Here is a 21,102-nt window from a genome sequence, read left to right on the forward strand (position 1 = left end):
GTTGAAGCTGCCGATCTCCCCCCTTGTGGGGGAGATGCCCGGCAGGGCAGAGGGGGCGCGAAGGATCGCATCCTTTGATCTATTCTCTACAGAGAATCATGAACGAAGCCGAGATGTAACTCGCTGATAGGCTGGCGGGACAGCGCCCCCCTCTGGCCTGCCGGCCATCTCCCCACAAGGGGGGAGATCGGCGGTTTCGGCGCTGCGCAACGAGGACCCGTCTGATGCCGCCCGTAAAAGTCGATCCCGGCAAGGTGCATGAATTCGCCGATGCCGAGCGCTTCCGTGCCTGGCTCGCCCGTCACCACGCCAGCGAGACCGAGGTCTGGATCAATATCCACAAGGTCGGTTCCGGCCTGCCCTCGATCACGCCGAAAGAGGCCATCGACGTCGCGCTGTGCTTCGGCTGGATCGACGCGGTGCGCAAGAGCCTGGACGACAAGAGCTACCTGCAGCGCTACACGCCGCGCGGCAACAAGAGCACCTGGAGCAGGATCAACGTCGACAATGTCGCCCGCCTGGTCGAGGCGGGTCGCATGACCGAAGATGGGCTGCGGCAAGTCGAGGCGGCCAAGGCCGACGGCCGCTGGGCGCGCGCCTATTCGGCCAAGGAAATGACCATCCCGCCCGACCTGCAGGCCGCCATCGACGCCGAGCCGAAGGCGAAGGCGATGCTGGCCGGGCTCAACGCCCAGAACCGCTTCGCGCTCACCTTCCGCACCCACAACATGAAGACCGAGGCCGGCCGCAGGAAGAAAATCGCCGACCTCGTCGAGATGCTGAAGCGCGGCGAGACGATCCATCCGCAGGGCAAGAAATAGCTCGGCCGGCGCAGCCCGGCATCAACGGAAAACGCCGCCTCGGGTCGGAGGCGGCGTTTCCGGGGTGGGATGGTCCAGGGGGGTCGGGACCATCCGGCCATGAAAAAGCAATCCCGGTGGGAGGAGATCGGGACTTAGGCCGCCTTCTTGGCGACGTGCTTCTTCACATGGTGCTTCTTCACGTGATGCTTCTTGGCGTGATGCTTGCGGTGCTTCTTCAGGTGATGCTTGCGGGCGTGATGCTTGTGATGCTTCTTGTGATGGGTGGCCTTGGCGGCGGGCTTCGCCGTCTCGGTGGTCGCGGCCGGAGCAGCAGTGGTCGTGGTGGTGGTCGTCGTCGCGGCAGGGGTGGTGGTGCCCGCGTTGGCGGCGCTGGTGCCGAGCGCCGGCACCGCGAAAGCGAGCGCGACGGCCAGGCCGAGAACGGAGAGAAGGGTCTTTTTCATAATCGGCATTTCCTTTTCGAAGATCGATATGTCGCTGGCCGCACCCGGCTGCTCCGGGAATGGTTATGCCACCCGGTTTTTTCGCGAGTTTTTCCCAACTGTTGAATCTTGTTTCTGGATTGTTTCCGCCGGGCGGGGCCACCGCTGGCGCCAGATGTTCGCGGCAGTCCAGCCGGAACTGGCGCAACGAACGAAATCTTTTCTCTAATCAACTGGGCGCGGCAGTTGGAATGTCGCATTCTGGTTGTGAGGACGTTGAGGGAACAACATGACCGGCACGACAGCACACTCCGGCAAGGTCGCCCTCGTCACCGGCGGCAATCGCCATATCGCGTTGGAAACCGGCCGCCGGCTCGCGGCGCTCGGCTTCACTGTGCTCGTCGGCGTGCGCGACCTCGCCAAGAGCGGGGCGGTGGCGAAGAAGCTCGCGGGCAATGTCGAGGCGATCGCGCTGGACCTTGCCGCGCTTGATGGACCGGCCCTTGCCGCGGCCGAAGTGGAGCGCCGTTTCGGTCGGCTCGACGTGCTCGTCAACAACGGCGCCATCCGCTACGACCTGTCCGCTCGGGCCTTGCTGCCCCACCGGACGTTGGGCCGCAAGGCCTTCGAGACCTATGTCGTCGGCGCCTGGCGGGTGGCGTTCGCATTCGGGCCGCTGCTCGGCGCCTCCGGTCATGGCCGGCTGGTCATCGTCTCTCCCGAGGCCGGTTCCTCGGCCTCGACGGACGTCGGCGCGCCGGCCTATTCGACCGGCAGGGCGACGCTCAATGCGCTCACCCGGATCCTGGCGGACGAATTGCGCGGCGCCGGCGTCCTGGTTAACGCGATCAGCTCTGACTGGGTGGCCGACAAGGGCAAGCCCGACGGCCGTCCGGTCGCGCCAGGGGCGGCCGGCATCGTCTGGGCCGCGACATTGCCGGACGATGGCCCGACCGGCGGCCTGTTCCGCGACGGCAAAAGGCTGCCGTGGTGAGCGGATATGCTCAGCCCACCGGCACCTCGAGCCCGACCTTCACCCGGTCCATCGCCACAAACGTGCGAAACCGCTTGACGTTGTTGTTTGCGAAGAACAGCCGCCTGGTCAGCGTCTCGTAGTCGGCCATGGTCGCCACGGTGACGACGAGGATGAAGTCGGCCTCGCCGGTCACGTAATAGCACTGCTGCACCTCAGGCACTTCGGCGAAGCCGCGCTTGGCCGCGTCGATCAGTTCGGCGCGCTCGCTCTCCACCTCGACCTCGACGAAGATCGTGATCGGATGGCCGACCTTGGCCGGATCGACCAGCGCGACATTGGCGCGGATGACGCCGGTTTCTTGCAGGCGCTTTATGCGCCGCTGCACCGCCGGCGCCGACAGGTTGACGGCCTCGCCGATCACCCGCTGCGGCGTCGTGTTGTTCTTCTGCAGGATGGCGAGGATCGCGCGGTCGAAAGCGTCGAGATCGGGTGAGGCGGACATGGCGAGGGTTCCAAACGAAACAAACTTGCATTTCAGGCAGCAAAACAGAGCGCCTTTCTCGCCCTCCTTGCAATAAATTTCAGCCATCAAGACGGAGGAAACCGCCCCATGTTCCTGCTCAACCGCCACCCGGATCATCGCCAGCCGCTGACCGAGGAAGACGCCGCGACGCTCGGCACGGCCGGGGCCGTCGAAGCGGAACGCTTCCTCGCCGCGCGTGACAACCATGCCGAGACGCCGCTGCACGCCCTGCCGGCGCTCGCCGGCGAACTGGGCATCGGCGCCCTGCACGTGAAGGACGAGGGGCAACGCCTCGGCCTCGGCAGTTTCAAGGCGCTGGGCGGCGCCTATGCCGTGATGCAGCTGGTGCTGGAGGAGGCGGGCAGGCGGCTTGGCCGCACCGTCGATGTCGCGGACCTGCAGAGGCCGGACGTGAGAGCGATTGCCGCCGGCATGACTTTCGCCTGCGCGACCGACGGCAATCATGGACGCTCGGTCGCGCAGGGCGCCGGCCTGGTCGGCGCGCGTTCGGTCATCTTCGTCCATTCGGGAGTCAGCAACGAACGCGTGGCGGCCATTGCCCGCTTCGGCGCCGAGATCGTGCGCATCGCCGGTGACTACGACCAGTCGGTCAAGGAAGCCGCCCGCGTCGCCGCCGAGCGCGATTGGACGGTCGTCTCCGACACATCCTGGCCGGGCTACGAGCGCATACCGGGACTGGTGATGCAGGGCTATACCGTGATCGTGCGCGAGGCGCTGAAGCGCTTGGCCCAGCCGCCCACACATATCTTTCTGCAGGCCGGCGTCGGCGGCTTCGCCGCGGCGGTGGCCGGCCATTTCGCCATCGTGCTTGGCGAGGATCGCCCGCGGGCAATCGTGGTCGAGCCCGCGCGGGCGGCCTGCCTCTATGAAACCGCAAAGGCAGGACATCCCATCGCGATAGCGCACAGCAAGCCCACTGTAATGGCGATGCTCGAATGCTATGAGCCGTCGCTCGTCGCCTGGCGGGTGCTGTCGCGGATCGGCGATGCTTTCATGACCGTGGACGAGGACGAGGCGGTTTCGGTGATGAGCCGCCTGGCGCGGCCTTCAGGCGATGATCCGGCGATCGTCTCCGGCGAGAGCGGCGGGGCAGGGCTCGCCGGGCTGATCCGCGCTGCCGGCGATAAGAAGCTGCGGGCCGCCCTCGGGCTCGATGCCGGTTCGCGCGTGCTCATCGTCAATTCCGAAGGCGCGACCGATCCCGGCCGCTATGCCGACCTGGTCGGGATGGCGCCGGAGGAGGTTGGCAGGGCGAGGCAGCCGGCATGAGCAATCTGACGATAAACGCCGACCGTCTTCTGCGCCGTATCGATGAGCTCGGCAGCATCGGCCGCGATGCGCAGGGCCGGCTCGTCCGCGTCGCCGCTTCCGATATGGACAGGCTCGGCCGCGACCGCCTCGTCGGCTGGCTGCATGAGGCAGGGCTCGAAGTCGCCGTCGACCGCATCGGCAACATTTTCGGCATCTGGCAGGGCGATGCCAATGCCGGCCAGCTGCCGGTCATGCTCGGCTCGCACATCGACACCGTGATCGACGCCGGCATCTATGACGGCTGCTATGGCGTGCTCTCGGCGCTCGAGGCGATCGAGAGCCTGAAGGAGGCAGGTTTCGCGCCGGCGCGCCCGCTCGCCGTCGCCGCCTTCACCAACGAGGAGGGCGTGCGCTATTCGCCTGACATGATGGGTTCGCTGGTGTTTGCCGGCGGCATCGGGGTGGACGAAGCGCTCGCGGCAGTCGGCACCGACGGCTCGGTGCTGGGCAAGGAGCTGGAGCGCATCGGCTATGCCGGCCGGCATCAGCCGGGATTCCTCAAGCCGCAGTCCTATGTCGAGCTGCATGTCGAGCAGGGGCCGGTGTTGGAGCGCGAAGGCATCGCCATCGGCGCGGTCGAGAACCTGCAGGGCATTTCCTGGCAGCGCATCACGATCGAAGGCCAGGCCAACCACGCCGGCACCACGCCGATGTCGATGCGCCGCGATGCCGGCGTCGCCGCCGCGCGGGTGATCGGCTTCCTGGCGGACCGCGCCGGCGCCTCGCCGACGCCGACGGTCGCCACTGTCGGCACCATCGCCTTCGAGCCCAACGCCATCAACGTCATTCCGTCGCGGGCGACCTTCACCGTCGATCTCCGCGATCCCGACGAAACGCACCTTCGCGAGGAAGAGGCGGCGCTCGCCGCCCTTCTCGACGACCTTGCAGCAGGCGCCGGCGTCACCGTCCAGGCCGAAAGCCTGGCGCGTTTCGAGCCGGTGACCTTCGATGCCGGCATCGTCTCGCTGATCGAGGAGATTGCCGGAGCCGCCGGCCTTTCCTGCCGGCGCATCACCTCGGGCGCCGGCCACGACGCACAGATGATTGCGCGCATCGCGCCGTCCGCGATGATCTTCGTGCCGAGCCGCGGCGGCATCAGCCACAACCCGGCAGAGTTCACCGCCGCCGGCGAACTGGTTGCCGGCGCCAACATTCTGCTCGGCGTCGCCGCGCGATTGGCGGCCGATTGAGCAGCAGAAAACGCGGATCGCCGGCTTCGGCGGCACAGTGTTGCCAAGCCATGACACCACCAAAAATAGTCAGGCCGAAGGCGTCGAGTCTCGCAGGGGTTCGCATCCGGCGACATCGGGCCGAAACAAACTTCAATCATTCAGCGAGTTTAGACGGCGAATTTTCGCGCGCGCCAATAAGTTCAGTGCCTCGAAGAAAGAATGCCATGCTGCTGCTCAACCAACGACCCGAACACAACCAGCCGTTGGTTGCGGCCGATGCCGAGTCCCTCGGCGTGGCGGGAAGCGAGCGGGCCGAGCACTATCTCAAGGCGCGGCACAACCATGCCGAAACCCCGCTGCACGCCTTGCCGGCACTGGCTGATGAGCTCGGCATCGCGGCACTGCACGTCAAGGACGAGGGCCAGCGTCTCGGCCTCGGCTCCTTCAAGGCGCTGGGTGGCGCCTATGCCGTCATCCGGCTGGTGCTGGAGGAGGCAGGCAAATGGCTCGGTCGCACCGTCGATATCGGCGAGATCAACGACGCCAAGGTGCGGGAGATCGCGTCCAGCATGATCTTTGTCTGCGCCACCGACGGCAATCATGGCCGCTCGGTCGCGCAGGGCGCCGGCCTGGTCGGCGCGCGCTCTGTGATCTTCGTCCATGCTGGCGTAAGCCGTGAGCGTGTCGCTGCCATCGCCCGCTTCGGCGCCGAGATCGTCCAGGTCGAGGGCGGCTACGATCATGCGGTGCGCGAAGTCGCCCGCGTCGGCGCCGAGCGCGGCTGGAAGATCGTCTCCAACACGTCCTGGCCGGGCTATGAACGGGTCCCCGGCCTGGTCATGCAGGGCTATACGGTGATCGTGCGCGAGACGCTGCGGCACATGGCCGAGCCGCCCACGCATGTCTTTCTGCAAGCCGGTGTCGGCGGCTTCGCCGCGGCGATCGCCGGCCATATGGCGATCATGCTTGGCGGGCGGCGGCCGAAGGCCGTGGTGGTCGAGCCGGTGCGCTCGGCTTGCGTCTACGCCTCGGCCGAAGCCGGACGTCCGGCAACGATCGCGCATCAGCAGTCGACGGTGATGGCGATGCTCGAATGCGCTGAGCCGTCCCTGGTCGCCTGGCGCGTGCTGGCGCGCGTCGGCGATGCCTTCATGACGGTGGAGGAAGAGGATGCGGTCGCCGTGATGAGGCGGCTGGCGCGACCTTTGGGCAACGATCCGGCAATCATCTCCGGCGAGAGCGGCGGTGCGGGGCTCGCCGGACTGATCCGCGCGGCAGGGGACAGGCGTATGCGGGCGGCGCTCGGCCTCGACAGCCATTCGCGCGTGCTCGTCGTCAACTCGGAAGGAGCGACCGACGCCGGCCGCTATGCCGAACTGGTCGGCGTGAGGCCGGACGACGTGCTGATGCAGCTTGCCTGAAGCTTCGCCTAGCAGGCTTGGCGACTCGCCGTAGCAGGCTCGGCGACTTCGCGGTAGCAGGCTTGGCGACTTGGCAGTAGCTTTCCGTCCGGATGCGTAGAGAACAGACTTAGGACGAAGATGGCCAAGCTCGACGAACAGGCACTGCACCGCGAGATGACGGCGTGGCGGCATGATCTCCACACCCATCCCGAGTTCGGTTTCGAGGAGAAGCGCACCGCCGCTTTCGTCGCCGAAAAACTGCGCGAATTCGGGCTGGAGGTCGCCGAGGGTATTGGCGGCACCGGCGTCGTCGGCACGCTGACCAGGGGCAGCGGCAACCGCGCGATCGCGCTGCGCGCCGACATGGACGCGCTTCGCATCGCCGAGCAGGGCACGATGGACTACCGCTCGCAGACGCCCGGCACCATGCATGCCTGCGGCCATGACGGCCACACCTCGATGCTGCTCGGCGCGGCCAAGCTGCTCGCCAATGAAGGCGGCTTCGACGGCACGGTGCGCTTCATCTTCCAGCCGGCCGAGGAGTGGGGCAGAGGTGCGCTCGCCATGCTGGACGACGGGCTCCTCGAGCGCTTCCCCTTCGAGGAGATCTTCGGCCTGCACAACATGCCTGGCCTGCCCATTGGCCATTTCGAGACCCGCGTCGGGCCGATCATGTCGGCCGAGGACAATTTCGAGATCGTGCTGAAGGGTGTCGGCGGCCATGCCGCGCGTCCGCATGCCGGCCAGGAGACGCTGGTCGCCGCCTGCGCGCTGGTCGTCAATCTGCAGACCATCGTCTCGCGCCGCTTGAGCCCTGCCGACATCGGCGTCGTCTCGGTCACCGAGCTGATCACCGACGGCACCCGCAACGCGCTGCCCGGCCTTGCCCGCATCCTCGGCGACGCCAGGAGCTTTCGCCCCGAGGTGAGCGCGGCGATCGAAAGCGAGATGCGCTGCATCGCCGAGGGCACGGCGCAGGCCTATAACGTTGCCGCCGACGTCACTTACACGCGCGAGTTCGTGCCGCTGGTTAACGACGCCGGCCTGGTCGACGAGGCTTTTGTCGCGGCCCGAAGCGTGCTGGCCCACGACGCCGTCGGCGTCGCGGCGGAGCCGATGACCGGCTCGGAGGATTTCGCCCGCTTCCTCGCCCACGTGCCCGGCTGCTTCGTCTTCCTCGGCAATGGCGCCAGCGCGCCGCTGCACAATCCGTCCTACGACTTCAACGACGAAGGCCTGCTGCACGGCGCGCGGTTCCATGCGGCAGTGGCGCGGCGGCGGCTGGCGGCGGGGTAATAGGGGCTCCTACGCCCCATCCGCCTTCTCGATCTCCTCGAGATAAAACATCTTGCTCGGCTGCAGATGGTCGACGCAGAGCTGCGCCAGCACCCAATTGTCCCGGCGCTTCATCGCCTCGATCATGAACCAGTGGTGCTGGCGCGAGACTTCGAGCTTGTCCGGGTCGGCGAGCGAGTTCGCCCGCACCGGCAGGCTGAGCCGCATGTAATGGTCGATCGACGACACCAGATAGTCGTTGCCGCAGGCCGAGAACATGGTGAGGTGGAAACGGTCGTTGGCCTCGTGGATGCCGCGCAAATAGTGGGCGTCGACATGGGCGCTGTAGATCCGGTGGATCTCCATCAGCTCGTCGATCAGCGCATCGCTTGCCGGCAGCGGGATCATCAGCGCCGCCTGCCGCTGCAAGAGCTCTCGCACTTCGTAGATCTGGCGCACCTCTTCCTGTGATAGCCGCCTCACCATCGCGCCCTTGTTGCGCTCGCGGGTGACGACGCCGAGCTTCTCCAGCTGATAGAGCGCCTGGCGGATGGTGTGGCGCGACACCGGGAAGCGGCCAAGCAGCACGTCCTCGACCAAACGCGTGCCGGGCGCCAGGCGGCCGAAGATGATGTCCTCCTCCAGCGCCCGCACGACGTCGGCTTCCTTGCCGCCATAGTCTGCCACGTGGAGCATTTCCTTGTCCTTGCCGCGTCCTCTGCGGTCACTCTAGCCGCAGACAGAGCCTTTCCGCAACTGGAGCGAATGGTCACGATAATTGATAATACTACACGCATTGTAAGTCGAAATCGCCGAATCTTGGGTATTGTCGCCGGAATATAGATCGTGATTATTGACAATATGAGCGGTTCGCCTATGGTTCCGGTCAGCGGCGACCCACCCGGGCGTCCGCAGTCAGCGTGAGATTCAGCCCAAAGGTGCCGATTGCCGTATCGCGGCCTCAGGAAGAGAGTGACCAGCTACGGCGACGCGGCCTTCTCGCTGTTCCTGCGCAAGGCCTTCATCAAGGCGGCCGGCTATTCGGACGATGCGCTGGAGCGGCCGATCGTCGGCATCGTCGACACCGCCAGCGACTACAATCCCTGCCACGGCAACGCGCCGCAGCTGATCGAGGCGGTCAAGCGCGGCGTCATGCTTTCGGGCGCGCTGCCGATGGTGTTCCCGACCATCTCCATCCACGAATCCTTCGCCCATCCGACCTCCATGGTGTTGCGCAACCTGATGGCGATGGACACCGAGGAGATGATCCGAGCGCAGCCGATGGACGCGGTTGTCGTCATCGGCGGCTGCGACAAGACATTGCCGGCGCAGATCATGGGCGCCATCAGCGCCGACCTGCCGGCGGTCGTGGTGCCGGTCGGCTCGATGGTCGCCGGCCACCACAAGGGCGAGACGCTGGGCGCCTGCACCGACTGCCGGCGCCTGTGGTCGAGCCACCGCGCCGGCGATATCGACGCCGCCGAGATCGACCTCGTCAATGGCAGGCTGGCGCCCTCGGTCGGCACCTGCATGGTCATGGGCACCGCCAGCACCATGGCGATCGTCGCCGAGGTGATGGGCTTCTCGCTGTCTTTCGCCGCCTCCATTCCGGCGCCCCATGCCGAGCGCGTCCGCTCGGCGGAAGCGAGCGGACGCGCCGCCGCCACGCTTGCCGTCGCCGGCGCACCGCTGCCCGGCGCCATCGTCACGCCGGCATCGATACGCAACGCCATGGTCGTCACGCAGGCGATCGGCGGCTCGACCAACGGCATCATCCATCTCGCCGCGATCGCCGGCCGGGCCGGGCATCCGGTCGATCTCGCCGAGTTCGACCGGATCGGCCGCGAGGTGCCGGTGCTGGTCGACCTGAAGCCGTCTGGCGAACACTACATGGAACATTTCCACCAGGCCGGCGGCGTGCCCAGGCTGTTGGCCGAGCTCGTCGACGTCCTCGACCTGACGACGCCCATGGTCGAGGGCGGCACGCTTGGCGACCGCGTCATGAAGCCCGAGGACATGCATGCGCAGGACGTCATCCGGCCGCTCGGCCGGCCGGTGACCGGGCAGGGCGCCATGGCCGTGCTGTCGGGAAATCTCTGTCCGCGCGGCGCGGTCATCAAGCATTCCGCCGCCTCGCCGGCGCTGATGCAGCACAGCGGGCGCGCCGTCGTCTTCGAATCCGTCGCCGACCTTGCCGAGCGCATCGACGATCCGGCGCTCGACGTCACCGCGGACGACGTGCTTGTGCTGCGCAATGCCGGACCGCGCGGCGCGCCCGGCATGCCCGAGGCCGGCTACATCCCGATCCCGAAGAAGCTGGCCGCGCTCGGGGTGAAGGACATGGTGCGCCTCTCGGATGCCAGGATGAGCGGCACCGCCTTCGGCACGGTGGTGCTGCATGTCTCGCCGGAGGCGGCCGCCGGCGGTCCGCTCGCTTTGCTGCAGAATGGCGACATGATCCGCCTTGACGTGCCGGCGCGGCGCATCGACATGCTGGTCGACGACGCCGAACTGGCGCGCCGGGCGGCGATTGCCCGCCCGGCGGTGGAGCGGCCGGCGCGAGGCTATGCCCGGCTCTACCACGACCACGTGCTGCAGGCCGACCAGGGCTGCGACTTCGATTTCCTGACCGCGTCCGGCGCCGCCGGGGAGGGGCCCGAATGAGCGCCGCGCATCTCCCGGCGGGGACGGAGCCCCGGCAGTGCCTGCCGCCGCTTGCGCCGGCGCGGCGTACCGCCCTGCGCCTGCCGGAAGGCAGTTGCGACGCCCATGCCCATGTCTTCGCCTCGGCCTGTCCGCTCGACCCGGCGCGCGGCTACACGCCGGCGATGGTCACGGTCGCCGACTACCGCCGGGTCATGGAGGCCTATGGCATCGATCGCGCCGTGCTGCAGCCAAGCGTCTACGGTTTTGACAACAGCGCGCTGCTGTCGGCGCTCGCGGACAACCTCGGCACGCTGCGCGTCGTCGATGAGGCCTATCGCTGGCGGCGCCCGGCCTGATCCAGGCGGTAACGGTTTCTTCTCTGGTTTTGTGCACACTGCCCTCCAACAGGGCGGATAAAAACCGGGCATGGCGGACGACAAGACACGCAAGGGGGAGTTCTGGGCGCTGGCGCTGGAACGTGCTCATCTCGGCGTCTGGGACTGGAACGTCGCCAGCGGCGATTGCTACTACTCGCCGACCTGGTTGAAGATGCTCGGCTACGCCGAGGGCGAGCTTGCCGCCACGGCGGATCTCTGGCTGACGCTCACCCATCCCGACGACCGCGAGCGGGCACTGGCCAGCGGCGAGCGCCACATCGCCGGCCTGACGGAGTCCATCGAGACGGAGCTGCGCCTCAGGCACAAGGATGGCCACTGGGTCTGGGTGCTCGACCGCGGCGGCATCGTCGAGCGCGACGCCGAGGGCCGGGCGCTGCGGCTGATGGGCGTGCAGACCGATATCACCCGGCGAAAACAGGCCGAGGCGGCACTCGATGAGGTCAATGTGCGCTTCCGCCTGGCGCTCGCCGCCAGCGGCACCGGCATCTGGCACTATGACATCGCCACCAACAAGAGCTTCTGGGATGCCCGCAGCCGGGAGATCTTCGGCCTGGTCAGCGATACCGACGAGGTCTCGGCCGGCCTCTGGCACACCTATCTGCATCCCGATGACAAGGAGGCCACCGAGCGGGCGCACCTGCCGCCGCCCGGATCGGAAGCGGTAACCGCCTCGCAATACCGCATCATCAGGCGCGACGGCGAGATCCGCCACCTTGAATCGCTGGTCCGCTTCATCGCCTGCGCCGGCGGCGCCGGCCAGATCCTCGGCACCGTGCGCGACATCACCGAGGACAAGAAGCGCTCGCAGGAACTCACCTACGCCGCCAACCACGACGCCCTGACCGGCCTGCTCAACCGCGCCGCCTTCGACCGGCTGCTGGCTGACCACATCGCCACGCAGCGCCGGCTGCCGCTCGCCGTCTTCTATGTCGACCTCGACTACTTCAAGGCGCTGAACGACTTCGCCGGCCATGCCGCCGGCGACCTCGCGCTGAAGAGCATCGCCGCCGGCATCCTCGCCAGCCTGCCGTCATCGGCGCACGCTGCACGCCTTGGCGGCGACGAGTTCGCGCTGCTGGTGCCGAACTGCGGCCAGGCCGAGGCCGAGCGGCTGGCCGGCGCGGTGCTTGCCGCCGTGCGCGACGCCGAGCTCGGCGCCACGACGCGAAGGCTCGCGGCCAGCATCGGCATCGCCTTCGTCGCCCATCGCGACACCACGGTAGCCGATGCACTGGCCTGCGCCGACGACGCCTGCTACGCGGCCAAGGCCGCCGGCCGCAACCGCTTCGCGGTGTTCTCGGCCGAGACGGCTTCCGGCTCCGGCGGCCTCAACGCGGCGCGGCTTGCCGCCGACCTCGTCGATGCCATGGAGGACGGCAGGCTGAAACTGTTCGGCCAGCAGATCCATCGGCTCGGCCAGCCCTGGCGCTACAGCCGCCAGGTCGAGGTGCTGGCCAGGCTTTCCGCCCGCAACGGCAAGATGATCCCGCCCGGCGAGTTCATTTCGGTGGCGGAGCGCTTCGGCATCGCTTCCAGGCTCGACCGCTGGATCGTCAGGGCGGCGCTGGAAATGCACGGTCCGGCGATGCGCTCGGGCGCCATTTCGCTCGGCTTCAACCTTTCGGCGCAGACGCTGAGCGACCCGCAGCTCTGGGAGTTCGTCGATGCCGTCATCGCCGAGACCGGCGCGCCGCCGGCCGGCATCGGCTTCGAGATCACCGAGACCGCCGCCGTCACCAATTTCGACGCCGCCGAGGCCTTCGTGCGCAAGGCGCGCGAGCGGCATTGCCGGGTCAGCCTCGACGATTTCGGCGCCGGCATGAGCTCGTTCGAATATCTCAGGCGCTTTCCGATCGACGCCATCAAGATCGACGGCTCCTTCGTCGAGCACATCGCCGAGAGCCGCTTCGACCGCGAGATCGTCTCGGCGATTTCCGGCATCGCCAGGAGCCTCGGCTGCAGCGTCGTGGCCGAGAAGGTCGAACAGCGGGTGGCGATGGACATCCTTCGCGACATGGGCGTCGCCTACGGCCAGGGCTTTCTGCTGCACCGGCCGGAGGCGCTGGAGGCGATCGTCGCTAGGGCGGTTGGCGAGGCGGCCCTTCCGGCTCGGTTGACCCGGTCGGCCTAAGAAATTCTTAATCGGGGTCAGGCTAATGCTCTGCCGGACCGATTGTTCCGCTCAAGGCATGATGTCTTGGCTCGATGTGCGGTGCCCCGTTGCATGACGAACGGGCGTGCCCGAGAGACCGGCAATGTCCTCACTGTCCGCGCTGAACAACGCCGCCCTGCTGGTCCTGCAGCAGCAACGCCCGCAATCGGCGGTGGCTGAAGACAGTCTCGTCGCCGGCATCAATGGCGTTTCCAGTCCCGACGGTTCCGGCTCGGGCTCGCCTCTGATGCAGGCGCAGGCCAGGATCTCCGGATCCATGTTCAGCGTGAACAGCCTCAACATCACGGCAATGAAGGTCCGGCTGATGGAGCGCGTCGGCAAGGAATTCGGCATCGACCAGGGCGACTACCAGTCCCTGTTTTCCTACGGCACGGCCGTCAAGAACGCGGTCGAGGCGTTGAAACAGAAATCCGCTGCCGAGATTATCGCGATCGAAAAGAAGCTGGGGTTGGACCAGCTCGGCGTTTCGCTCGACACGCTCGTCAATGCGATCATCGATCCGCAAGGCAGCGATGGCGACAGGCTGGACGCGGCGCTGAGCAAGCAGGCGGGCGATCACGCCAAGGGCGAGGGGAAAGCCGCCGGCCCGATCCAGCCGGACGAGATCGGTCTCTACGGCCGCTGAACGGTTGCGCGTAAGGACGGCAGGCCTGGTGCCGGCTTCCTCATCGGGTCACGAAAATAAGCGACTGCTAAAATTGAAGCTACGCATTTAAGGGCGCCGTAATCCGGCCGAATAAATGATCCGCCATCGACAATGGCGGCCGCGTGCCGGGTGGGAGACGATGATGAAGCCTTTTCCTTTGCTGCTGGCCGCCTCGGTCGGCCTGTTCGGCATTCTCGCGGCGCAGCAATCCCTCGCGGGCGAGTTCTCGGACCATGGCGGCCCGGCGACGGCGACGCTGCCCGACGAAGTCGACGAAGGCACCACCGCCAGCCATGAAGGCGACAAGGGCGATCACAAAGGCGATCATAAGGGCGAGGGCGCCGGCGCCGGCTCGCATGAGGGCGACCAGGGCGACGGCGACCACGATGGTGATCACGAGAGCGGCGATCATGAAGGCGATGGCCATGATGGTGGCGGTGACGGCGGCAGCGGCGGTGACGGCGGTGACGGTGGCGGCGGCGACGGCGGCGGCGATGGCGGCAGCCATGAAGGCGGCGGCGACGCCTGAGTCACGGCGCTGAAACTGCCAATCTCCCCCTCGTGGGGAGATGCCCGGCAGGGCAGAGGGTGCTGTCCCGCCAGCCTAGGTGACTACCCCATCAACCACCGCAACACCCCGGACGACGCCACGCCGATCACCACGGTCGGCAGCATCGACAGCCGGGTCGCCGCGAGCAGCGTGATGGCGAGCGCTGCCAGGTCGGCGGGGTTCTTCGAGACGAAATCCGGCGCAATGACCGAGATCAGCACGCAGCCGGGCGCGGCTTCCATCACCGCCGTGGCGCGGCGGCCGAGCGTGCGGTTGCGCAGCACGACATAGCCGCCGATCCTGGTCAGATAGGTGACGCTGGCCATCAGCACGATGGCGATGAGGTTGGCCGGATCGATCATGCCTGGTCTCCCGAAAACATATAGGCCGCGACCAGGCCGGAAAGCGCGCCGGCCGCCACATACCAGGCGCCGGGAACGATGAGATAGGTGAGCGCCGCCACCACCAGGCTGACCAGCCACGGCCGCGCTGCGGCAAAGCCCTTCCACATGCCGCGCATCAGCACCAGGAACACCGCCGGGAAGGCCATGGCGAAACCGTAATCCTCGACATTGCCGAGCACCGGGCCGAGTGCTGCGCCGGCGGTGGTGAAGGCCACCCAGGCGAGGTAGAAGGGCAGGGCGGTGCCGGCATAGTAGGGCAGGCTGAAGGCCGGGTTCAGGCCCGCGGCCGCCCGCTGCCTTGCATCCGCCAGGCCCAGCGCCCAGCTCTCGTCGCACATCAGGAACAGCGCCGGAAACACCTTGCGCAGGGGCAGCTCGCGCAGGAACGGCGCGAGTGCCGCCCCCATCAGGAAATGGCGGCTGTTGACCAGCAAGGTGATGGCAGCGATCAGAAGGATATGCGGCGGCGAGGTCCAGAGCTGGATCGCCGCGAACTCAGAGCCGCCGGCGAAGTTCATGCCGGTCATCAGCGGAACCTCGGCGACGCTCAGGCCCTTCTGCGCGGCCTGCGCGCCGAGCACCAGCGCATAGGGAACGATGCCGAGCAGCACCGGCGTCGAGGCGGCCACGCCGCGCCGGAATTCGGACCGCTGGCGGTAAGGCGCCTCGTCCAGGGTCAGGCTTGCTTGCGAGATGCTCATGGGACTCCTTGCGCGAACGAAGCCGGGCGCGCCTCGCGTCCGCCTGCGTCCGAACCATCCGATGTCGATGACTATATGCCGGTAAGCATAGGCCAAACGTCGAGCAATTTGGTTGCGAAGATTCGCCTTTTCTGCCAGGAATTGGCATTGGATATCGCAATCAGGCAGAAAGATGGAATTCTGAGCCATGAAGCTGGATGAGATCGACAAACGCATCCTGCGCGCCCTGCAGCGCGACGGGCGCATGGCCAACAACGATCTGGCGCGGGAAGTCGGCCTGTCGCCCTCGCCGTGCCTGAGACGGGTCAAGCTGCTGGAGGAGGCCGGCGTCATCGACCGCTATGTCGCCGTGCTCAATCCGGCCAAGGTCGGCCGCGGCCACACCTTCTTCACCCGCATCTGGCTGAAGCAGCAGGACGAGGACACGATCGAGCATTTCGCCGCCGAAGCCGCCAAGCTGCCCGAGGTGATGGAGTGCTACCTGATGCTCGGCGACTGCGACGCCATGGTGCGTGTTGTGGCCGCCGGCATCGACGAATACCGCCGCTTCCAGTCGGAGCATCTCAGCCGCATCAAGGGCGTGCAGAACGTCAAGACCGAGGTGCCCAGCCAGACGATCAAGCAGACCTCCGAGATGCCGCTTTAGGGCGATCTCCGCCCTTGTGGGGGAGATGCCCGGCAGGGCAGAGGGGGGCGCTGTCCCGCCGGCCTTAGCTTCGGCGTCGGCCCCTAATGATGCGTGTGGCTGTCGTTGCGCTTGCGGGTCGCCGCCGCCTTCTTGGCCGAGGCCGACCGGCTGGCCGCCGGCCTCTCGCCGGAGGCCTTGCCGCCCATCCTGCCGCCCTTGTGCGCGGCCGGGTTGCCGGTGTGCTTGCCGCGTCCCGAGCCGCCTTCCTTCTTGCCGCCGCCATCGTCCTTGTTGACGGTCGCCCAGGCGCGCCGCTCGGCCTCCTTCTCGGACACGCCGCGGTGCTCGTACCCCTCGGCGATATGGTCGGCCTTGCGTTCCTGCTTGTCGGTGTATTTCGATTTGTCTCCGCGTGGCATTTTTCTGCTCCATTAGATGCCGATCAAGGGGAACGGCCGGCGTCGAGCCTCGTTCCGATTCTGCTCGTCCCGGCACGTCTCTTTGGTGGAATGGTCTTGGCGCCGCGAAGCCGGTTGAGGACGCGCAGGCCGGTTTCGTATTTCGCGGTCGAAACACCGGCCTGGCGCGCCTGCCAGAGATTGTCGTTCAGGTCGGCCCGCTTGACCGGCAGCGCAAGCCGGTTCGACGCGGCCCTGCACAGGAACCCTTGCTCGGTCTCGTCCAGCCTTCTCGTCAGCGCATCGACGGCGGCGACGACGGGCGAGCCGAAGCCGGCCGTCCTTAACCGGCCGAGGGTCCAGCCTTCGCCTTTCTCGACGACGTCATGCAGATAAGCGACGATCTTCTGGTCGAGCGTCTCGACCTGTTCGGCGACGCGCCGGCTGTGCTCGATATAGGGTTCGCCGGTCTTGTCGGTCTGCGACCGATGCGCCTCCTCCGCGATCCTGGCCGCGCGGTACAGCATGCTCATTCTCTTGTTTCCTTGCCTGGTCCTCGGTCAGCCCTCAGCCTTCATCGTGCGCGCTATCTCCAGCAGCCGCTGCCGGTCGTGGCCGTGCTCGCGGATGAGTTCCCGGGCCTGTTTCGGCGAAAGGTCGGTGTTCTCCGCCAGGAACCGCACCAGCGGATCGTCGCCGCCCTTGGTGGGCAGCCCCGTCGACTCGGGAGCATGGCCCGCACCCGGCCGCCGCGGAACGGCGCCGGTGGCGCCAATATTGTCGCGAGCATCCTTGTCGTCCTTGTTCATCGCGTGCTCCTTCCTGTTGGGAGGAGAACCCTTCGCGAAGCATCAGGTTCCCCCGCAGGAACTTTGCCCGCGCCGTCGCATTGCAACGAAGCCCGGCAGGTCGCACGAGCCGGACTGCGGCACCCGTCGAAAGCCGCGCAGGTCGCGGGAGAGGCGATGCAAGAGAATACGAAGAACGAGATCCTCCGTCCGATCCCGGCAAATGCGATCCACATCTGCGTGGATATGCAGCAAATGTTCATGCCGCCGGGCCCGTGGGCGGTCGACTGGCTCCCCGAAACATTGCCGAAGGTGATCCAGCTTGTGGAAAGGCAGCCTGCGAGAACGGTCTTCACGCGGTTCATTCCGGCCCGCAGGCCGGGCGACGGCACCGGCCAGTGGCGCGACTACTATTTGCGCTGGGCCGATATGACGCTCGAACGCGCAGGCGCCGACATCATCGAACTTGCACCGGAGCTGCGGCGGTTCGTTCCGCCCGCGCGCCAGTTCGACAAATTCGTCTATTCTCCCTGGTTTGGCGGCCGGCTGCAGCGGGCGCTGGCGCAGGACGCCGTCGACACGGTGATCGTGAGTGGCGGCGAGGCCGACATGTGCGTGCTGGCAACGCTGCTAGGCGCGATCGACTTCGGCTACAGGACGGTCCTGGCTCAGGATGCGATCTGCAGCACCTCGAACGAGGCCTACGACGCCATCGTCAGCCTTTTCAGCAAGAGATATTCACATCATGTCGAGGTCGCTCCGGTCGAGGTCATCCTGGAGCTTTGGCGCTAGGCTGAACCGCCATATCGCTTCGCCTTGACCCACTTGCGGAACGGCTATTCGTTCTTCTGCGCCTCCCGGGCGGCAGCCTCCTTCTTCTGCCGCAGCACCTCATCGGTGCCGACAATCTCCTTGGCCCCGCCGGAAATGGCAGTGGAGACCACGGCCGGCGGATCGCTGGCCGGAAAACTGTCCTCCAGGCCCGCCTCCAACTGCTCCTCGAGCGTGTCCGGACTTTCCGAACGGCCCTGGGTGCGGCGGCCGGCGATCTCCTCGAGATCGCTCTTGGAGTCTGGGTGGTCGCGGACGTTCTTCATCGTCGACACCACCAGTTCGATCGCGAACTCCTTCATCGCCTCGACCTGCGGTGCGGCGACGTCGGAGTCTTCGACAAGGCGGATGAGCGACTTCTCCACCTCCGCCAGTTCCTTCGTTCCCTGGCAGCGGGCCAGCCGCAGCGCCAGCGAATTGAGAAGGGCAGGCGCGAAGGTCGAATAGGCATTCATGCGGGTTTCATCGACATGTTCGGGATGAAGGGTGTGCAGCGACATCGGTTCCTCCGGCAAAAAACTGTCCTCGGGCCTTGTGCAGCCGAGCCATTTTTGGCCGGCAACCCGCGAGAGACGTCCTAATGGAACTGAGGGAGGCGGAACTGGTTCCATTGAGGCATTGCGCTCGGCCATCGCGGCTGCCCAGACCCGGCCGCCGGAAGAGAAGTTGGACTGAAGTCCGATCGAACTGCGCAGAGGGCCGGTGTCCGGTCCGCTCCATCATTTGTTATAGTGCCGTGGCCCCCAACCGGCCTATCCTCCACCATCGGCGGTAATTGACACGGGCATCGCCGACAGCAAGCGAACAGAGCGCTTCCGCCCAGCACGAGGCAGGAAGCCATGTTCGATCCCACCAAAACCAGCGGCGTGGCTTACCCGGAGGATATGGCCCTCCTGCAGAGGGTCTATGATCGCATCTGCCAGGAACTCGGTATTCTGCCCGGCACCCGCGAAGCGAATACCCTTGCCGCGCAGATAATGGACATTTTCACCAGCGGCGTATCGGACGAGGAGTCCCTTCTCCAACTTCTCAAGCGCGAATTCTGACTATCGTTCGTGTTCCCTGAAATCCCCGGGCGAGGCTGCGACCGACCTGCGTGACCGGAGGTTGCGCATCCCCTGCGTAACCGTTCCGTTGTGTCCGCCCTCTTTACAGTTTGGAACTCATATAGGATTATTATCCTATATGAGGCGATGCTCGGGGGATCGCAATGGTCAGGCGCAACAAGCCCAGGCAGCTATCCGGTCCGGATTTGGAGCGGTTCCTACAGGCAGCGGAGGCGCTGCATAAGAGCATCGTCGGTCCGCTGATATCGCCGCAATGCGATCACTACCGCTCGCTCCAGCTTCTGCATGAGGCGCTGTTGAAGACGGTGCGGGAGGTCACCGGCAAGGAGGTGGCGTTCATCCGGTGGAACGGCACAGGACCAGCCCGGCGCCTTTAGCGACAACTAACGTAGCTAGGAACGCCTGCCGGACGTTCCGTGAACGAAGGGCTGTCAGTCTAGCTCCAATGGGCTATGTTCGCGGCATGAGCATCAAGGACGACATCGCCAGGGTCGAGCAGCACATCCGCGAGATTGAACAGCGGTTGGAGCATCAGCTCGAGGTCATCGCCCAGGCCGAGCAGAGCGGCTTGCCGACAGAGAGGGCGCGCGCCTTCCTGGTGGTTCTGAAGCAAACGCTGGGCTTGAGCCGTGACCATCTGGCCAGGCTTCTGTCGGATGAGATGGAAGAGGGCAACTCCGGAACGGGAGGCGTCCGGTGAAGTCGCCTCAGAGAGCTCTCACTCGGCCATGGCCGCGCGGCGTTTTAAAAACAGCCGGCGCAACGCGACTTCGTCGCAGATGCCGTTCTCGAACGCCTGGATGACTTCGTAGGCAAGCTGCTCCCGCTGCTCCTGGTCTTTAAGGGCCAGACGGCGCTCCGCGCATAATTGGTCAAAAACCCTCTGGAGAATCTCCAGATCGACGGGCGTGAATATGCTGCTGTATTTTTTGAAAGCCATGACGCTTTCTCCCTCACCCGGGCGAAGGCGTGATCTGCTCTTTCAAGCATCCGCTCGCCTCGGTTGGGTGCGGACGACGAGGTCATTATATTCCTGCAAAGTGACGTTAGCGAGGGGATTCGGCGCGAAACCGAATAGCCCGGCTTTGCTCCTCCACGGAGTGACAGGAGTTAGGGAAACCGGGCTATCCAGCAACCCCGCTGCCATCTGAAGGATGGGTGGCGACGGGATTTTTGGGACGTGACTAAACGCATGCCCCGCCGCACGGTTCCCCGACATTGGGTCTGTCAACATTGCGCTGGAAAATGGATCGATTCATGGGCCGTTTACACCAGCAGGAAGCCGGCAATGAGCACTGTGAGAACCAGTGAAGCGGGCACGGCGAGCAGCCATCGGGCCTCAAGAACGCTGTTATCTCTGTCGTCCATCGTTCCTCTCCCAAATAGACATCCCTCCGTTGCGCAACGGTGCCTGCCTGCATTCGTTCCCGGGCTCGGGCCACGGTCTATGGCTTGGTCCGACTGAGGTCTCAGCTCCGGCGGCAAAGGGCCCAGGCGCGGCAACCAACATCCCGGCAACACATTGGTAGGCACCGTCGACAGCTAGCCCCTAATCGGCGGTCATTACGGGTGCCCGCCATGTTTCCCTTTCAGCATGGTGGGCGCTTGCGGCAGCAGCCCGAAGCAAACCCTGCATCCGGTAATGGCGACTGAGGTCCGATGGCCGCACGCAGAGGTCCGAACACGGGAAACAACGGCCCGCCAGTCCATTGGTAGAAGTCGCAGGAGATCATCCCCTCCATCTGCGGCAACCCTGAACTGCCCGCCGCTAACTCCTTGGCGGCGGGCTTTTTGGATCTGACTCTGAAATCCTGAGGAGAGGCCAGCCACCCGAACCCGGAATGGCGGGTTCAGTTTGGCCGCCATGTTCCCATTGCCCGGCCGTTGCTTATTCCATCGCGCTCCAGGCTCGAACAGAACCTCCTGGTCGGTCCGATCGCAAGGT

At 66.1% G+C, this 21,102-nt stretch carries 26 protein-coding genes and 1 pseudogene; 17 read left to right on the forward strand and 10 right to left on the reverse strand.

The window, feature by feature from the left end:
• Positions 1 to 224 precede the first annotated feature (224 nt).
• Positions 225 to 821: a YdeI/OmpD-associated family protein gene (locus tag EN857_RS31170; RefSeq protein WP_135859569.1), complete on the forward strand. Its 597-nt coding sequence runs from the start codon at positions 225 to 227 to the stop codon at positions 819 to 821.
• A 134-nt stretch (positions 822 to 955) separates the two neighbouring features.
• Here the strand turns inward: EN857_RS31170 and EN857_RS31175 are convergent, their stop codons facing one another.
• The gene (locus EN857_RS31175; RefSeq protein ID WP_127286282.1) at positions 956 to 1,267 is read right to left on the reverse strand and encodes a hypothetical protein; all 312 of its coding nucleotides are present in this window, start codon (positions 1,265 to 1,267) and stop codon (positions 956 to 958) included.
• A gap of 28 nt (positions 1,268 to 1,295) precedes the next feature.
• Here EN857_RS31175 and EN857_RS31180 point away from each other — a divergent pair, with 28 nt between their 5' ends.
• Both EN857_RS31180 and EN857_RS31185 read left to right on the forward strand, forming a co-directional pair.
• Complete coding sequence (locus tag EN857_RS31180) at positions 1,296 to 1,475, forward strand: hypothetical protein (protein ID WP_127286283.1); 180 nt, start codon at positions 1,296 to 1,298, stop codon at positions 1,473 to 1,475.
• 60 nt (positions 1,476 to 1,535) lie between these two features.
• The gene (locus tag EN857_RS31185; RefSeq protein WP_127392590.1) at positions 1,536 to 2,240 is read left to right on the forward strand and encodes an SDR family NAD(P)-dependent oxidoreductase; all 705 of its coding nucleotides are present in this window, start codon (positions 1,536 to 1,538) and stop codon (positions 2,238 to 2,240) included.
• 10 nt (positions 2,241 to 2,250) lie between these two features.
• On the opposite strand, the gene EN857_RS31190 is transcribed toward EN857_RS31185, so the two are convergent.
• Positions 2,251 to 2,724: an Lrp/AsnC family transcriptional regulator gene (locus tag EN857_RS31190; protein WP_127392591.1), complete on the reverse strand. Its 474-nt coding sequence runs from the start codon at positions 2,722 to 2,724 to the stop codon at positions 2,251 to 2,253.
• Between the two features lie 108 nt (positions 2,725 to 2,832).
• Here EN857_RS31190 and EN857_RS31195 point away from each other — a divergent pair, with 108 nt between their 5' ends.
• The 4 genes from EN857_RS31195 to EN857_RS31210 all read left to right on the forward strand — a co-directional run bounded on the left by EN857_RS31195 (position 2,833) and on the right by EN857_RS31210 (position 7,948).
• Positions 2,833 to 4,035: a diaminopropionate ammonia-lyase gene (locus EN857_RS31195; RefSeq protein WP_127392592.1), complete on the forward strand. Its 1,203-nt coding sequence runs from the start codon at positions 2,833 to 2,835 to the stop codon at positions 4,033 to 4,035.
• Complete coding sequence (locus EN857_RS31200; protein WP_127392593.1) at positions 4,032 to 5,267, forward strand: Zn-dependent hydrolase; 1,236 nt, start codon at positions 4,032 to 4,034, stop codon at positions 5,265 to 5,267. The genes EN857_RS31195 and EN857_RS31200 overlap by 4 nt, the downstream gene beginning before the upstream one ends.
• 206 nt (positions 5,268 to 5,473) lie before the next feature.
• Entirely contained in the window at positions 5,474 to 6,670 is a 1,197-nt protein-coding gene (locus tag EN857_RS31205) for a diaminopropionate ammonia-lyase (protein ID WP_127392594.1), read from the forward strand.
• A gap of 120 nt (positions 6,671 to 6,790) precedes the next feature.
• Positions 6,791 to 7,948, forward strand: coding sequence for a M20 aminoacylase family protein (locus tag EN857_RS31210; protein ID WP_127392595.1), 1,158 nt, complete (start codon positions 6,791 to 6,793; stop codon positions 7,946 to 7,948).
• Between the two features lie 9 nt (positions 7,949 to 7,957).
• On the opposite strand, the gene EN857_RS31215 is transcribed toward EN857_RS31210, so the two are convergent.
• The gene (locus EN857_RS31215) at positions 7,958 to 8,623 is read right to left on the reverse strand and encodes a GntR family transcriptional regulator (RefSeq protein WP_127392596.1); all 666 of its coding nucleotides are present in this window, start codon (positions 8,621 to 8,623) and stop codon (positions 7,958 to 7,960) included.
• 276 nt (positions 8,624 to 8,899) lie between these two features.
• On the opposite strand from EN857_RS31215, the gene EN857_RS31220 reads away from it, so the two are divergent.
• The 5 genes from EN857_RS31220 (at position 8,900) to EN857_RS34975 (ending at position 14,319) form a co-directional block, all read left to right on the forward strand.
• A complete protein-coding gene (locus EN857_RS31220; protein ID WP_127392597.1) occupies positions 8,900 to 10,591 on the forward strand; it encodes an IlvD/Edd family dehydratase in 1,692 nt (563 codons plus the stop codon).
• Positions 10,588 to 10,929, forward strand: coding sequence for a hypothetical protein (locus EN857_RS31225; protein WP_135859570.1), 342 nt, complete (start codon positions 10,588 to 10,590; stop codon positions 10,927 to 10,929). The genes EN857_RS31220 and EN857_RS31225 overlap by 4 nt, the downstream gene beginning before the upstream one ends.
• A 70-nt stretch (positions 10,930 to 10,999) precedes the next feature.
• Complete coding sequence (locus EN857_RS31230; protein ID WP_135859571.1) at positions 11,000 to 13,102, forward strand: EAL domain-containing protein; 2,103 nt, start codon at positions 11,000 to 11,002, stop codon at positions 13,100 to 13,102.
• A 124-nt stretch (positions 13,103 to 13,226) separates the two neighbouring features.
• Positions 13,227 to 13,769: a hypothetical protein gene (locus tag EN857_RS31235; RefSeq protein WP_128347141.1), complete on the forward strand. Its 543-nt coding sequence runs from the start codon at positions 13,227 to 13,229 to the stop codon at positions 13,767 to 13,769.
• A gap of 163 nt (positions 13,770 to 13,932) precedes the next feature.
• Positions 13,933 to 14,319: a hypothetical protein gene (locus EN857_RS34975; protein ID WP_187331515.1), complete on the forward strand. Its 387-nt coding sequence runs from the start codon at positions 13,933 to 13,935 to the stop codon at positions 14,317 to 14,319.
• 83 nt (positions 14,320 to 14,402) lie between these two features.
• Here the strand turns inward: EN857_RS34975 and EN857_RS31250 are convergent, their stop codons facing one another.
• Both EN857_RS31250 and EN857_RS31255 read right to left on the reverse strand, forming a co-directional pair.
• Complete coding sequence (locus tag EN857_RS31250; RefSeq protein ID WP_127311682.1) at positions 14,403 to 14,702, reverse strand: AzlD family protein; 300 nt, start codon at positions 14,700 to 14,702, stop codon at positions 14,403 to 14,405.
• Complete coding sequence (locus EN857_RS31255; RefSeq protein WP_127393303.1) at positions 14,699 to 15,445, reverse strand: AzlC family ABC transporter permease; 747 nt, start codon at positions 15,443 to 15,445, stop codon at positions 14,699 to 14,701. The genes EN857_RS31250 and EN857_RS31255 overlap by 4 nt, the downstream gene beginning before the upstream one ends.
• A gap of 187 nt (positions 15,446 to 15,632) precedes the next feature.
• Between EN857_RS31255 and EN857_RS31260 the strand changes: the two genes are divergently transcribed.
• Entirely contained in the window at positions 15,633 to 16,091 is a 459-nt protein-coding gene (locus EN857_RS31260; protein WP_127284584.1) for an Lrp/AsnC family transcriptional regulator, read from the forward strand.
• A gap of 83 nt (positions 16,092 to 16,174) precedes the next feature.
• Here EN857_RS31260 and EN857_RS31265 read toward each other — a convergent pair whose 3' ends face one another.
• The 3 genes and pseudogenes from EN857_RS31265 to EN857_RS31275 form a co-directional block, all read right to left on the reverse strand.
• On the reverse strand, positions 16,175 to 16,492 hold the full coding sequence (locus EN857_RS31265; RefSeq protein ID WP_127284585.1) for a plasmid stabilization protein: 318 nt from the start codon (positions 16,490 to 16,492) through the stop codon (positions 16,175 to 16,177).
• A 95-nt stretch (positions 16,493 to 16,587) separates the two neighbouring features.
• Positions 16,588 to 17,004: pseudogene (locus tag EN857_RS31270) on the reverse strand (HD domain-containing protein); the annotation flags it as partial.
• A gap of 27 nt (positions 17,005 to 17,031) precedes the next feature.
• Entirely contained in the window at positions 17,032 to 17,280 is a 249-nt protein-coding gene (locus EN857_RS31275) for a hypothetical protein (protein ID WP_127393305.1), read from the reverse strand.
• 63 nt (positions 17,281 to 17,343) lie between these two features.
• Between EN857_RS31275 and EN857_RS31280 the strand changes: the two genes are divergently transcribed.
• Positions 17,344 to 18,051 carry an isochorismatase family cysteine hydrolase gene (locus EN857_RS31280; RefSeq protein WP_245493454.1) on the forward strand — a complete coding sequence of 236 codons (708 nt, stop codon included), beginning with the start codon at positions 17,344 to 17,346 and terminating at the stop codon, positions 18,049 to 18,051.
• 44 nt (positions 18,052 to 18,095) lie between these two features.
• Here the strand turns inward: EN857_RS31280 and EN857_RS31285 are convergent, their stop codons facing one another.
• A complete protein-coding gene (locus tag EN857_RS31285; RefSeq protein ID WP_245493455.1) occupies positions 18,096 to 18,722 on the reverse strand; it encodes a hypothetical protein in 627 nt (208 codons plus the stop codon).
• 207 nt (positions 18,723 to 18,929) lie between these two features.
• Here EN857_RS31285 and EN857_RS31290 point away from each other — a divergent pair, with 207 nt between their 5' ends.
• The 3 genes from EN857_RS31290 to EN857_RS31300 all read left to right on the forward strand — a co-directional run bounded on the left by EN857_RS31290 (position 18,930) and on the right by EN857_RS31300 (position 19,857).
• Positions 18,930 to 19,136, forward strand: a complete 207-nt coding sequence (locus EN857_RS31290; RefSeq protein WP_127393306.1) for a hypothetical protein — start codon at positions 18,930 to 18,932, stop codon at positions 19,134 to 19,136.
• 164 nt (positions 19,137 to 19,300) lie between these two features.
• On the forward strand, positions 19,301 to 19,534 hold the full coding sequence (locus EN857_RS31295; protein WP_127393307.1) for a hypothetical protein: 234 nt from the start codon (positions 19,301 to 19,303) through the stop codon (positions 19,532 to 19,534).
• A gap of 86 nt (positions 19,535 to 19,620) precedes the next feature.
• The gene (locus tag EN857_RS31300) at positions 19,621 to 19,857 is read left to right on the forward strand and encodes a hypothetical protein (RefSeq protein WP_127393308.1); all 237 of its coding nucleotides are present in this window, start codon (positions 19,621 to 19,623) and stop codon (positions 19,855 to 19,857) included.
• An 18-nt stretch (positions 19,858 to 19,875) separates the two neighbouring features.
• Here EN857_RS31300 and EN857_RS31305 read toward each other — a convergent pair whose 3' ends face one another.
• Positions 19,876 to 20,097 (reverse strand): hypothetical protein, encoded by a 222-nt coding sequence (locus tag EN857_RS31305; RefSeq protein WP_187331516.1) that lies wholly within the window; start codon positions 20,095 to 20,097, stop codon positions 19,876 to 19,878.
• Positions 20,098 to 21,102 lie beyond the last annotated feature (1,005 nt).

It is taken from the genome of Mesorhizobium sp. M4B.F.Ca.ET.214.01.1.1 (genome assembly GCF_004791545.1).
Classification (GTDB): domain Bacteria; phylum Pseudomonadota; class Alphaproteobacteria; order Rhizobiales; family Rhizobiaceae; genus Mesorhizobium; species Mesorhizobium abyssinicae.

Coding starts and splice junctions, on each gene's coding strand:
- EN857_RS31285 (WP_245493455.1), bottom strand. CDS start 18,722: ATGGCCGAGCGCAATGCCTCAATGGAACCAGTTCCGCCTCCCTCAGTT.
- EN857_RS31300 (WP_127393308.1), top strand. CDS start 19,621: ATGAGCATCAAGGACGACATCGCCAGGGTCGAGCAGCACATCCGCGAG.
- EN857_RS31275 (WP_127393305.1), bottom strand. CDS start 17,280: ATGAACAAGGACGACAAGGATGCTCGCGACAATATTGGCGCCACCGGC.
- EN857_RS31205 (WP_127392594.1), top strand. CDS start 5,474: ATGCTGCTGCTCAACCAACGACCCGAACACAACCAGCCGTTGGTTGCG.
- EN857_RS31200 (WP_127392593.1), top strand. CDS start 4,032: ATGAGCAATCTGACGATAAACGCCGACCGTCTTCTGCGCCGTATCGAT.
- EN857_RS31195 (WP_127392592.1), top strand. CDS start 2,833: ATGTTCCTGCTCAACCGCCACCCGGATCATCGCCAGCCGCTGACCGAG.
- EN857_RS31290 (WP_127393306.1), top strand. CDS start 18,930: ATGTTCGATCCCACCAAAACCAGCGGCGTGGCTTACCCGGAGGATATG.
- EN857_RS31215 (WP_127392596.1), bottom strand. CDS start 8,623: ATGCTCCACGTGGCAGACTATGGCGGCAAGGAAGCCGACGTCGTGCGG.
- EN857_RS31190 (WP_127392591.1), bottom strand. CDS start 2,724: ATGTCCGCCTCACCCGATCTCGACGCTTTCGACCGCGCGATCCTCGCC.
- EN857_RS31265 (WP_127284585.1), bottom strand. CDS start 16,492: ATGCCACGCGGAGACAAATCGAAATACACCGACAAGCAGGAACGCAAG.
- EN857_RS31235 (WP_128347141.1), top strand. CDS start 13,227: ATGTCCTCACTGTCCGCGCTGAACAACGCCGCCCTGCTGGTCCTGCAG.
- EN857_RS31170 (WP_135859569.1), top strand. CDS start 225: ATGCCGCCCGTAAAAGTCGATCCCGGCAAGGTGCATGAATTCGCCGAT.
- EN857_RS31225 (WP_135859570.1), top strand. CDS start 10,588: ATGAGCGCCGCGCATCTCCCGGCGGGGACGGAGCCCCGGCAGTGCCTG.
- EN857_RS31250 (WP_127311682.1), bottom strand. CDS start 14,702: ATGATCGATCCGGCCAACCTCATCGCCATCGTGCTGATGGCCAGCGTC.
- EN857_RS31230 (WP_135859571.1), top strand. CDS start 11,000: ATGGCGGACGACAAGACACGCAAGGGGGAGTTCTGGGCGCTGGCGCTG.
- EN857_RS31255 (WP_127393303.1), bottom strand. CDS start 15,445: ATGAGCATCTCGCAAGCAAGCCTGACCCTGGACGAGGCGCCTTACCGC.
- EN857_RS31185 (WP_127392590.1), top strand. CDS start 1,536: ATGACCGGCACGACAGCACACTCCGGCAAGGTCGCCCTCGTCACCGGC.
- EN857_RS31305 (WP_187331516.1), bottom strand. CDS start 20,097: ATGGCTTTCAAAAAATACAGCAGCATATTCACGCCCGTCGATCTGGAG.
- EN857_RS31180 (WP_127286283.1), top strand. CDS start 1,296: ATGTCGCTGGCCGCACCCGGCTGCTCCGGGAATGGTTATGCCACCCGG.
- EN857_RS31260 (WP_127284584.1), top strand. CDS start 15,633: ATGAAGCTGGATGAGATCGACAAACGCATCCTGCGCGCCCTGCAGCGC.
- EN857_RS34975 (WP_187331515.1), top strand. CDS start 13,933: ATGAAGCCTTTTCCTTTGCTGCTGGCCGCCTCGGTCGGCCTGTTCGGC.
- EN857_RS31210 (WP_127392595.1), top strand. CDS start 6,791: ATGGCCAAGCTCGACGAACAGGCACTGCACCGCGAGATGACGGCGTGG.
- EN857_RS31175 (WP_127286282.1), bottom strand. CDS start 1,267: ATGAAAAAGACCCTTCTCTCCGTTCTCGGCCTGGCCGTCGCGCTCGCT.
- EN857_RS31295 (WP_127393307.1), top strand. CDS start 19,301: ATGGTCAGGCGCAACAAGCCCAGGCAGCTATCCGGTCCGGATTTGGAG.